This is a genomic window from Kitasatospora sp. NPDC059812, assembly GCF_042732075.1.
Classification (GTDB): Bacteria; Actinomycetota; Actinomycetes; order Streptomycetales; family Streptomycetaceae; genus Kitasatospora.
The window spans coordinates 36,122-46,732 of record NZ_JBHWIO010000034.1 but is presented as its reverse complement, the minus strand read 5'-3'; the positions used below and the strand labels follow the sequence as shown (position 1 = coordinate 46,732).

The following is a 10,611-nucleotide window of genomic DNA, read 5'->3' as shown; positions in this document are numbered from 1 at the left end:
TTTTTTCGTGTGTCTTTTTTTTTGCTTACCCCGCCGCGGGCGGGGCACCGCCGCGCGGGCCCGCGGGCGGCGGGGCCCCCGGCCCCCCCCCCCCCCGCCCCCCGCCTCTCGCTTTTGGCGTCCGGTGTTTATCCCGGACCAGGTCCAGACCACAAGTGACAGACGGTGTGACGGTCGTCACTTATCTTTTCCCGAGAGCACCCCCGCACCACCCTCACCAAGACCTCACTAATTTAATATGTAAAATTGTACAGCCATTAACTGTAAATCCCCCCCGCATCATGCGCATCAAATCGTTATCCGGAGTTCAGCATTCCGTACGTTGTGCCGAGTACCCGGGCACGGCGGGCGGGCATGGCAAAGGGGCCGCTTACCGGACCCGGCGGAGTCCGGTACGCGGCCCCTTTAAAGAGCCTTTGGCCTATCAGGCCTCAGTGCGCTGAGCGGGAATCCCGGCCAGCAGAGCGCGCACCTCCGCCTCGCGGTAACGGCGGTGACCGCCGAGCGTGCGAATGGACGTCAGCTTGCCCGCCTTGGCCCAACGAGTGACCGTCTTCGGGTCCACGCGGAACATGGTGGCGACCTCTGCCGGCGTCAGCAGGGGCTCAGCATCAGGGGTACGAGCGGTCATGAGCGGCCTCCTCGGGAGAACCGAACCAGGGCGGTTCTATCCTTCAAATTCTGCACCTTGGCCCGCGATGCCCGAAATGGCATAGCCGGGCCGAGTCGGTTATAGGACGAACGGCTTGTCCTGGTGTCTACAACTACACCATCCGTCCAGCCCTATCGACCAAACCGCCAAAATTGACCCCTCACGGGTTCAAGAGCGACGGATGGCGATGGACCACCCCATAACGGGCAGTCACGCGGCCGTGACGCCTGGTTACGAGGGGACCAGACCCCCTGTTTCCCCGCAAAGCACGCATCAACTCCAGAACCACCCAAAAGTGGGCATGCCCGCGTGAAGTTGGGCTGGTTGTCCCATTTTTGCACATAGGGGTAAGTTCGCGTCAACGGTGAGTAGTGTCACGTTCGACAGCTATTGACCCGAACCGGGACCTTGGTCATCCAGCTCGGGCCATAGGACTCTTACAGTCATACACGGCTGGTCGGACGTCAGTTCGCGTACCGCAGCGCCAGCACCCTGCGCCAGCGCGCCGTCAGTTCCCCGTACGCGTGCAGCGCCTGCGCGGTGTCCCCCGCCCGCAGCGCGCGCAGCCCCTCCTCCAGCTCCCCCGCCGAACGATCCGCCAACAGCCGCTCCGGCCCCAGCACATGCACCAGCCCCCCGTAGTCCAGCTCCACCAGCGAGCGCGGATGGAATTCCTCCAGCCACCGCCCGATCTGCTCCGCCCCCCGGACCAGTTCCCCGTCCGGCACCTCTTCACGCAGCGCCCGGAAGGCCCGGGCCGTCCGGCGGCGCGCCTGCGCCATCGGCACCAGGTAGAACAGCGCCGCCGCCCGCCCCGGTTTGCCCGGCTCCTGCGCCGGCACGAAACAGCGGTCCTCGTCCCCGAACGGCAGGAACCAGCGCACCGGCACCTCCCACCGGCTGGTCAGGATCCACGGCCGGGCGTCCGGATGGCCGGCCCGCCAGCGCTCCCGGTCCGCCTCCGCCGCCGCCCGGGCCACCGGCGGCACCGCGGTGTCCAGCAGCGCCACCGGCGCGGCCGCCCGCAGCTCCTCCAGCGCCTGCCAGCTGCGCAGCCTGGTCGCCCACGGGCAGACGTACAGCACGCCGTCCACCACCCGCAGGTAGGCCCGCCCGCTCTCCCGCTCAGGCAGCGCCCGGGGCGTCCGGGCGGCCAGCTCCGCCAGCGCCTCCCGCTGCTCCTCCAGGACGGCCGCGGCCACCGGCTGCGCCGCCTCGACGGCGTCCGGGCCGTGCTCCGCCGCGTAGGCCTGCCAGCGCACCCGCTCGGACTCCGGGTAGGCGGCCAGCGGCTCGTAGACCCGCAGGTGGGCGGCGTAGGGCGGCAGTACCGAGGTGCGCACGACGGTCACGTCCTGCATGGTCGCACGCGCCGACCGGCCCCGGGAGGGCGCGCCCGCGAACCGTTCGCGCCCGCACCGCGCACCCCCCTGCGTCTCACTCCTCGGACCACCGGGACAAGCTCGGACAAGAGGGCGGATCGGCGACGCTCCCGCGACTACGCTTCGCCCTAGGCGCCCGCACCACAGCAGGCGGGCCTTCGATACTGGAGTCACCACAGTGACCGACGTACAGACATCCGCCACGCACCCCGCACCCGGAGTGCTCAGCAGGATCTTCCGCACCGAGCAGGACGGCGCCCCCGGCGACGGCCACGAGCAGGTCGTCCTCTGCCACGACCGCAGCTCCGGGCTCAAGGCGATCATCGCCATCCACTCCACCGCGCTGGGCCCGGCCCTCGGCGGCACCCGCTTCTTCCCGTACGCCTCCGAGGAGGCGGCCCTGGAGGACGCGCTCAACCTGTCCCGCGGCATGTCCTACAAGAACGCGCTGGCCGGGCTCGACCTCGGCGGCGGCAAGGCCGTCATCATCGGCGACCCCAACAAGGACAAGAACGAGGCGATGCTCCGTGCCTACGGCCGCTTCGTGGAGTCCCTGCGCGGCCGCTACATCACCGCCTGCGACGTGGGCACCTACGTGCAGGACATGGACGTCATCGCGCGCGAGACGCAGTTCGTGACGGGCCGCTCGCCCGAGCACGGCGGCGCCGGCGACTCGTCCATCCTGACCGCCTTCGGCGTCTTCCAGGGCATGCGCGCCACCGCCCAGGCCCGCTGGGGCCAGCCGACCCTGCGCGGCAAGCGGGTCGGCGTCGCGGGCGTCGGCAAGGTCGGCCACTACCTGGTCGGCCACCTCGTCGCGGACGGCGCCACCGTCGTCATCACCGACGTCTCCGAGACCGCCGTGAACCGCGTCCGCGCGGCCCACCCGGAGGTGGAGGTCGTCGCCGACACCGCCGCCCTGCTGCAGGCCCGGCTGGACGTCTACGCCCCCTGCGCCCTGGGCGGCGCGCTGACCGACGACACGGTGGCCGCGCTCGGCGAGTCCGGCACCACGATCGTCTGCGGCGCGGCCAACAACCAGCTGGCCCACCCGGGCGTCGAGAAGGACCTCGCGGACCGCGGCATCCTCTACGCGCCGGACTACCTGGTGAACTCCGGCGGCGTGATCCAGGTCGCCGACGAGATCGAGGGCTTCAACTTCGACCGGGCCAAGAACAAGGCCACCAGGATCTTCGACACCACCCTGGAGATCTTCACCCGGGCCGCCTCCGACGGCGTCCCGCCGGCGGTCGCCGCCGACCGCCTGGCCGAGAAGCGGATGCGCGAGATCAGCGCGCTGCGCACGGTCCTGCTGCCGGGCGCCCGCCGGGCCTGATCCGGCGCCCCCGGAACCTCGGACGCGGGGGGGGCGGCCGCACCCCCGTGACCCGCCCCCGGGCGGGAGGGGCCCAGCCGTCCCCCGCGCATCACGATGTGGAACCGGATTCTCACTTCTGCGCCCGATCGGGTGATCCAAGGTCCCCCTTGGGGGGATAATCGGTCCTGGAACGACGGACCTGAGACACCTCCGGACAGCGCGCAAACCGCCGCAAAACCTCCCCTGACCTGGGAAGACCTGGTCTCGGGTGCGGTCGGTGCGCGCCACGTCACACCGACGACGTACCGTCCAGCGGCGGAAACAGGTACCGTTAATGCTCCAAGGGACGGTCCTCCCATTCGGGCAGGCCGCTCCTGATCATGAACACGTGTCAGACTCGGGGCCGTGAGCCCCATCGTTGAGGGGGTCGACCCATGGGGCGCGGCCGGGCCAAGGCCAAGCAGACGAAGGTCGCCCGCGAGCTGAAGTACAACAGCGGCGGGTTTGACGCTAACCGTCTGTCCAACGAGCTGGGCGCATCGCCGTCCACCGCTCCGATCGACCCGGAGCCGATCGAGGAGGAGGAGGACGACGACCCGTATGCCGAGTACGCCGCCCGCTATGCCGACCTCGACGACGAGGACGACACCGAGCCGGGCACCGGGCCGTCGCAGGCCTCTCGCCGCTCGTAGCCAGTAGTTTCGCCGACCGGCCCAGCGCCCAGCGCGCCAGGCCGGTCTTCGGCGTTTCCGCGTACCGGATGGCGTACCGGGTGGGTCGCCGCCCCCCGGGTGGCAGGACGCGGAAGGGCCCCTCCGGTGCGCCGGAGGGGCCCTTCCGTCGTCCCGCCGGGCTCAGCCCGCGGTGAAGCCCTCGTAGGCGTTGTAGAGCGCCGCGCCGGCCTCGTGCTCGCCGGTGCGCTCGACGATGTCGCCGAGCAGCCAGGCCTCGACGCCGCGGTCCTCCAGGATCGCCAGCACGGCGTCCACCGAGGACGGCGGGACGACCGCGACCATGCCGACGCCCATGTTGAGCGTCTTCTCGATCTCCAGGGTGGCCACCTTGCCGACCTGGGCGACGGTCTGGAAGACCGGCAGCGGGGTCCAGGTGCCGCGGTCCAGGCGGGCGTGCAGGCCGTCCGGGACGACCCGGGCCAGGTTGGCCGCCAGGCCGCCGCCGGTGACGTGCGAGAAGGCGTGGATCTCGGTGGCGCGGGTGAGCGCCAGGCAGTCCAGCGAGTAGATCCGGGTCGGCTCCAGCAGCTCCTCGCCGAGCGTGCGGCCGAACTCCTCGACCTTGCGGTCCAGCTTCCAGCCGGCCTCGTTCAGCAGCACGTGGCGCACCAGCGAGTAGCCGTTGGAGTGCAGGCCCGAGGCCGCCATCGCGATCACCACGTCGCCGGCCCGCACGCGGTCGGCGCCGAGCAGCGCGTCCGCCTCGACCACGCCGGTGCCGGCGCCCGCGACGTCGTACTCGTCCGGGCCGAGCAGGCCCGGGTGCTCGGCGGTCTCGCCGCCGACCAGGGCGCAGCCGGCCAGCGCGCAGCCCTCGGCGATGCCCTTGACGATCGCGGCGACCCGCTCCGGCACGACCTTGCCGACGCAGATGTAGTCGGTCATGAACAGCGGCTCGGCGCCGCACACCACCAGGTCGTCGACGACCATGCCGACCAGGTCGTGGCCGATGGTGTCGTGCTTGTCCATGGCGGCCGCGATGGCCACCTTGGTCCCCACGCCGTCGGTGGCCGAAGCCAGCAGCGGCCGCTCGTAGCGCTTGAAGGCGGACGCGTCGAAGAGGCCGGCGAAGCCGCCGAGACCGCCGACCACCTCGGGGCGGTTCGCCTTCTTCACCCACTGCTTCATGAGCTCGACGGCGCGGTCGCCCGCCTCGATGTCGACGCCGGCTGCGGCGTAGGTGGCGCCGTTCTGGTTGCTGGTCACTACGGTGCGGCCCTCTCGGGTCTGGTGGGGGCTGGAACAGCGGTGGGGCCCCGTTTCGCGGGACCCCACCGTGGATTCGTTACGGGCGGCGCAGCGCGTCGGCCGCGCCCGCCCCGCCGAGCAGCGACTGGACGCCGTCCAGGTCGCTGCCGCTGGTCGGCTTGCCGCGCACGGCCGGCGGCTGCTGGCTGCCCTTGATCTCGGCCTCCAGCAGGAGCTTGCCGAGCAGTGCCGGGTCCGGCAGCTCCATCGGGTACTCGCCGTCGAAGCAGGCCCGGCAGAGCCTGTCCTTGGGCTGCTTGGTGGCCTCGATCATGCCGTCGATCGAGATGTAGGAGAGCGAGTCCGCGCCGAGGGTGCGGCCGATCTCCTCGACGGTCATCCCGTTGGCGATCAGCTCCGCGCGGGTGGCGAAGTCGATGCCGAAGAAGCAAGGCCACTTCACCGGCGGCGAGGAGATCCGGATGTGCACCTCGGCGGCACCGGCCTCGCGCAGCATCCGCACCAGCGCGCGCTGGGTGTTGCCGCGGACGATCGAGTCGTCGACGACCACCAGGCGCTTGCCCGCGATGACCTCGCGCAGCGGGTTGAGCTTGAGCCGGATGCCGAGCTGACGGATGGTCTGGCTGGGCTGGATGAAGGTGCGGCCCACGTAGGCGTTCTTCACCAGGCCGGAGCCGTACGGGATGCCGCTGGCCTCGGCGTAGCCGATCGCGGCGGGGGTGCCGGACTCCGGCGTCGCTATCACCAGGTCGGCCTCGGCGGGCGCCTCCTTCGCCAGGCGGCGGCCCATCTCCACGCGGGAGAGGTGCACGTTGCGCCCGGCGATGCTGGTGTCGGGGCGGGCCAGGTAGACGTACTCGAACACGCAGCCCTTGGGCTTCGCCTCGGCGAAGCGGGAGCTGCGCATGCCGTTCTCGTCGACGGCGATCAGCTCGCCGGGCTCGACCTCGCGGATGAACGAGGCGCCGCAGATGTCCAGCGCCGCCGTCTCGGAGGCGACCACCCAGCCGCGCTCCAGCCGGCCGAGCACCAGCGGGCGGATGCCCTGCGGGTCGCGGGCGGCGTAGAGGGTGTGCTCGTCCATGAAGACGAGCGAGAACGCGCCCTTGACCTTGGGCAGCACGACCTTGGCCGTCTCCTCGATGGAGAGGTCCGGGTGGCCGGCGAGCAGCGCGGTCACCAGGTCGGTGTCGTTGGTCGCGGCGCTCCGCCCGGAGCGGGAGACGTGCTCCTCACCGGGCAGTTCGGCGACCATCTCCGCCAGTTCGGCGGTGTTCACCAGGTTTCCGTTGTGCCCGAGGGCCAGCGAACCGTGCACGGTCGCGCGGAAGGTCGGCTGGGCGTTCTCCCAGACCGAGGACCCGGTGGTCGAGTAGCGGGCGTGTCCGACGGCGATATGCCCGTGCAACGACCCCAGGGAGGCCTCGTCGAAGACCTGGGAGACAAGCCCCATGTCCTTGAAGACGAGAATCTGGGAGCCGTTGCTCACTGCGATGCCCGCGGATTCCTGACCGCGGTGCTGCAGGGCGTAAAGGCCGAAGAACGTGAGCTTGGCGACCTCCTCGCCGGGAGCCCAGACACCGAAGACGCCGCAAGCGTCCTGGGGGCCTTTCTCACCGGGAAGAAGATCGTGGTTGAGTCTTCCGTCACCACGTGGCACGTCTTCGAGTCTAGGGCAGCGGGCACCGGCTTCCGGAACCCGGGCGGCCGGGATTGTCTGGCGATCGGCCGGTAACGCGCGTAGACAAAACCCCTTACCAGGTGGGGATTTCGGGTGGGGGGAATTCCGGTCGGAGGCGGTTGGCCTTGTGGTTCGCGCCTGTTGGGGCGTTCCGTGTGCGGAGAGCCGGGAGTCGGGGCGGCCGCGAAAGTGAGCCTGCTCACCCGGGGTTCACCCCGGCGTCACGCGGCGGGCAGCAACAGGCCCCAGGCGCCCGGGTGGACCGTCCAGGTGCGGGCGCGGACCGGACCGACGGGGTGGCCGTCCGCCTCGTAGCCGAAGCCGCGCCCGACCACCGAGACGCTCTCCGCCCGGGCGCGCACCAGGGCGCCGGGCGCGCGGATCACCACCTCCAGCACGCCCGCGCCGTCCGCCTCGACGCCCGGCAGGGTCAGCTGGACCAGCCGCACCGGCCGGTGCACGTCGGCGAGCAGCCGGCCGTCGGCCTCGACCCGGACCCGGGGATTGTGCTCGGCGCAGGACCGGCCGTCCGCCGTGAGTGCGTTCGCCTGCTCGGCCGCAGCCAGTTTCGCCCATAGCGAACGCCAACCACCCGTACGGCCGGCCGGTCGCCGCGTCCCGGCGCCGGTGATCCGCACCCCTCCCAGCGCCACCCCGCCGCCGTCGTCCACCAGCAGGTCGAGCTTGCGCGCCGCACCCGACAGCACCGCCCGCGCGGCCCGGACCGGCTCGCCCGGCACCCCGAGCGCGCGGGCCGCGGCCAGCTCCTCCGACCGGCCGACCGGAACCATGCCCACCGGATCCGCGCCCAGCTCACGCTGGCGGTACAGGGCTTGGAGCACCCGCTGCAACGCCAGGTCGGAACCGATCACGACCGGTCGCCGCCGACCCCGGTGCGAAAGCACCCGGTCGAGTTCGGACGGGCTCTCCGGATAGACCACCTTGACGTCCGCGCCTCCGCAGAGCACGTCCTTCGCGATCCGCACCGACTCGCCGTCGGTGTGCCGGGCCGCCGGGTCGAGGAGCAGCAGGAGCGGCTCGGGGCCGCCGGTTGCGGGCGTGGACAGGGACGACACGACCGGTCCTTCCTCAGGTAATCTCTCGGTGCAAGAGCCCCTTGCGCTACTGCGCCAGGGGCTTCGTCTATCTCGGGGCAGACTGCGGCCTACGCAGGATGCCCCAACCGGAAGGGGTGTACGCCTGTGCCGGCACTCGTGCTCGTTGGCGCTCAGTGGGGGGACGAGGGCAAGGGGAAGGCCACCGACCTCCTCGGCGGCTCCGTCGACTACGTCGTCCGCTACCAGGGCGGCAACAACGCCGGTCACACGGTGGTCATCGGCGACCAGAAGTACGCCCTGCACCTGCTCCCCTCCGGCATCCTCAGCCCTAACGTGACGCCGGTCATCGGCAACGGCGTCGTCATCGACCCGGGCGTGCTGCTCTCCGAGCTGAGCGGCCTCAACGACCGTGGCATCGACACCTCGAAGCTGCTGGTCTCGGGCAACGCCCACCTGATCACGCCGTACCACCGCACCCTGGACAAGGTCACCGAGCGCTTCCTCGGCAAGCGCCGGATCGGCACCACCGGCCGCGGCATCGGCCCGACCTACGCGGACAAGATCAACCGCGTCGGCATCCGGGTCCAGGACCTGTTCGACGAGTCGATCCTGCGCCAGAAGATCGAGGCGGCGCTGCACGACAAGAACCAGATCCTGGTCAAGCTGTACAACCGCCGCGCCATCCCGGCCGAGCTGGTCGTCGAGGAGTACCTCGGCTACGCGGACAAGATCAAGCCCTTCCTCGCCGACACCACCCTCGTCCTGGACCAGGCGCTCAAGGCGAACAAGGTCGTCCTGCTGGAGGGCGGCCAGGGCACCCTGCTCGACGTCGACCACGGCACGTACCCCTTCGTGACCTCGTCGAACCCGACCTCGGGCGGCGCCTGCACCGGCGCCGGCATCGGCCCGACCAAGATCGACCGGGTCATCGGCATCCTGAAGGCGTACACCACCCGCGTCGGCTCGGGCCCGTTCCCGACCGAGCTGCTGGACGAGGACGGCGAGGCGCTGCGCCGCATCGGCGGCGAGCGCGGTGTCACCACCGGCCGCGACCGTCGCTGCGGCTGGTTCGACGCGGTCATCGCGCGCTACGCGACCCGGGTCAACGGCCTCACCGACTTCTTCCTCACCAAGCTCGACGTGCTCACCGGCTGGGAGCAGATCCCGGTCTGCGTCGCGTACGAGATCGACGGCAAGCGGGTCGAGGAACTCCCGTACAACCAGTCCGACTTCCACCACGCCAAGCCGATCTACGAGACGCTGCCGGGCTGGACCGAGGACATCAGCAAGGCGAAGACCTTCGCCGAGCTGCCGAAGAACGCGCAGGCGTACGTGAAGGCGCTGGAGGAGATGTCCGGCGCGCCGATCTCCGCCATCGGCGTCGGCCCGGGCCGCGACGAGACGATCCAGATCAACTCGTTCATCTGAGCCTGATCCGGTCGAGGGCCCTGCGGGACACGTCCCGCAGGGCCCTTCGCTTTGCCCGCTCCGTCAATTTTGCACTAGCGCAGAAGTCCATTGCATCTAGTGCAGCGTGGCGCTACCTTTCCGGCATGACCGCACAGCCGCCCACACCCGTCACCCTCACCGGCCGCCACATCCGCCTGGAGCCCCTCGGCCGCCACCACCTGCCCGACCTGTGGGCCGGCGTCGGCCCCGACCCGGAGGTCTGGCGCTGGATCCCCTCCCTCCCGCCCGCCACCGAGGAGGAACTCGGCGCGATCATCGACGCCCGGCTCGCCGAGGTGGCGGCCGGATCGGCGGTGAAGTTCGCCGTGATCGACCTCCCCAGCGGCCGGGCCGTCGGCGTCACCGGCTACTACGACTTCAGGGCCGACGACGAGGTCGTCGAGATCGGCGGCACCTGGTACGCCCGCTCGGTCTGGCGCACGCCCGTCAACACCGAGGCCAAGCTGCTGCTGCTCTCCCACGCCTTCGGCGACCTGGGCATGGGCCGGGTCTACTGGAAGACGGACGCGCTCAACGAGCGCTCCCGCAACGCGATCCTGCGCCTCGGCGCCCAGTACGAGGGCGTCCACCGCCGCGAGAAGCGGCGCGACACCGGCGTGTGGCGCGACACCGCCTACTTCTCGATGCTCGCCGACGAGTGGCCCGTCGCCCGGATCCGCCTCGTCGAGCGCCTTTCGCGCGGTGCCGAACCCTCCGTGCGCCCCCGTTCCTGAACGGCCCCCCGGGAGTTGTCCAGGGTGCCAGGCAGGAACCGGAATGGGAGAAGGCAACCGATGACCCAGCAGTGGCAGAAGTCCACCAGCAGCACCCGGGACGGCAGTGACTCCGTGGAGGTGTCCGTCAACGAACGGGGGCTGATCGAGGTCCGCGAATCCGAGAGCCCCGACGCGATCATCGTCACCACCCCGCAGAAGTTCGCGCTCTGGATCGAGGGCGTGAAGCGCGGAGAATTCGACCACTTCGGCGACGGCTGACCGCACCCTCCGGTGGGCCCCCCCCCCGCGGGGGGCCCCCGCTGCCGCGCGCTATTTCTTCTCGACGGCGGCGGTGGAAAGGCGGACCTCGAACACGGGTTTTGCGGACACGGGTTGGCGGGGTTGGGCGGTG

The 10,611-nt window shown here is 70.8% G+C and carries 10 protein-coding genes; 5 read left to right on the top strand and 5 right to left on the bottom strand.

The features are described 5' to 3' along the window. Nucleotides 1-424 precede the first annotated feature (424 nt). Nucleotides 425-631: a developmental transcriptional regulator BldC gene (bldC, locus tag ACFV6D_RS19070; protein ID WP_014137253.1), complete on the bottom strand. Its 207-nt coding sequence runs from the start codon at nucleotides 629-631 to the stop codon at nucleotides 425-427. A 485-nt stretch (nucleotides 632-1,116) separates the two neighbouring features. After that, entirely contained in the window at nucleotides 1,117-2,013 is an 897-nt protein-coding gene (locus ACFV6D_RS19065; protein WP_380335442.1) for a hypothetical protein, read from the bottom strand. Between the two features lie 199 nt (nucleotides 2,014-2,212). On the opposite strand from ACFV6D_RS19065, the gene ACFV6D_RS19060 reads away from it, so the two are divergent. After that, on the top strand, nucleotides 2,213-3,370 hold the full coding sequence (locus tag ACFV6D_RS19060) for a Glu/Leu/Phe/Val dehydrogenase dimerization domain-containing protein (protein WP_063348337.1): 1,158 nt from the start codon (nucleotides 2,213-2,215) through the stop codon (nucleotides 3,368-3,370). Between the two features lie 416 nt (nucleotides 3,371-3,786). Further along, a complete protein-coding gene (locus ACFV6D_RS19055; RefSeq protein ID WP_063348338.1) occupies nucleotides 3,787-4,044 on the top strand; it encodes a DUF3073 domain-containing protein in 258 nt (85 codons plus the stop codon). A 162-nt stretch (nucleotides 4,045-4,206) separates the two neighbouring features. On the opposite strand, the gene purM is transcribed toward ACFV6D_RS19055, so the two are convergent. From purM to ACFV6D_RS19040, 3 genes are all read right to left on the bottom strand, one after another. Continuing rightward, nucleotides 4,207-5,292 (bottom strand): phosphoribosylformylglycinamidine cyclo-ligase, encoded by a 1,086-nt coding sequence (purM, locus tag ACFV6D_RS19050; RefSeq protein WP_063348339.1) that lies wholly within the window; start codon nucleotides 5,290-5,292, stop codon nucleotides 4,207-4,209. 79 nt (nucleotides 5,293-5,371) lie between these two features. Continuing rightward, nucleotides 5,372-6,955, bottom strand: coding sequence for an amidophosphoribosyltransferase (purF, locus tag ACFV6D_RS19045; RefSeq protein WP_063348340.1), 1,584 nt, complete (start codon nucleotides 6,953-6,955; stop codon nucleotides 5,372-5,374). Nucleotides 6,956-7,197: 242 nt separating this feature from the next. Then, nucleotides 7,198-8,052 (bottom strand): hypothetical protein, encoded by an 855-nt coding sequence (locus ACFV6D_RS19040; protein ID WP_063348341.1) that lies wholly within the window; start codon nucleotides 8,050-8,052, stop codon nucleotides 7,198-7,200. Nucleotides 8,053-8,178: 126 nt separating this feature from the next. On the opposite strand from ACFV6D_RS19040, the gene ACFV6D_RS19035 reads away from it, so the two are divergent. The 3 genes from ACFV6D_RS19035 (at nucleotide 8,179) to ACFV6D_RS19025 (ending at nucleotide 10,478) form a co-directional block, all read left to right on the top strand. Then, complete coding sequence (locus ACFV6D_RS19035; RefSeq protein WP_063348342.1) at nucleotides 8,179-9,462, top strand: adenylosuccinate synthase; 1,284 nt, start codon at nucleotides 8,179-8,181, stop codon at nucleotides 9,460-9,462. A 125-nt stretch (nucleotides 9,463-9,587) separates the two neighbouring features. Continuing rightward, the gene (locus tag ACFV6D_RS19030; protein ID WP_380560549.1) at nucleotides 9,588-10,217 is read left to right on the top strand and encodes a GNAT family N-acetyltransferase; all 630 of its coding nucleotides are present in this window, start codon (nucleotides 9,588-9,590) and stop codon (nucleotides 10,215-10,217) included. A 60-nt stretch (nucleotides 10,218-10,277) separates the two neighbouring features. Beyond that, nucleotides 10,278-10,478 carry a DUF397 domain-containing protein gene (locus tag ACFV6D_RS19025; protein WP_063348344.1) on the top strand — a complete coding sequence of 67 codons (201 nt, stop codon included), beginning with the start codon at nucleotides 10,278-10,280 and terminating at the stop codon, nucleotides 10,476-10,478. Nucleotides 10,479-10,611 lie beyond the last annotated feature (133 nt).

Coding starts and splice junctions, on each gene's coding strand:
- ACFV6D_RS19025 (WP_063348344.1), top strand. CDS start 10,278: ATGACCCAGCAGTGGCAGAAGTCCACCAGCAGCACCCGGGACGGCAGT.
- bldC (WP_014137253.1), bottom strand. CDS start 631: ATGACCGCTCGTACCCCTGATGCTGAGCCCCTGCTGACGCCGGCAGAG.
- ACFV6D_RS19065 (WP_380335442.1), bottom strand. CDS start 2,013: ATGCAGGACGTGACCGTCGTGCGCACCTCGGTACTGCCGCCCTACGCC.
- ACFV6D_RS19030 (WP_380560549.1), top strand. CDS start 9,588: ATGACCGCACAGCCGCCCACACCCGTCACCCTCACCGGCCGCCACATC.
- ACFV6D_RS19055 (WP_063348338.1), top strand. CDS start 3,787: ATGGGGCGCGGCCGGGCCAAGGCCAAGCAGACGAAGGTCGCCCGCGAG.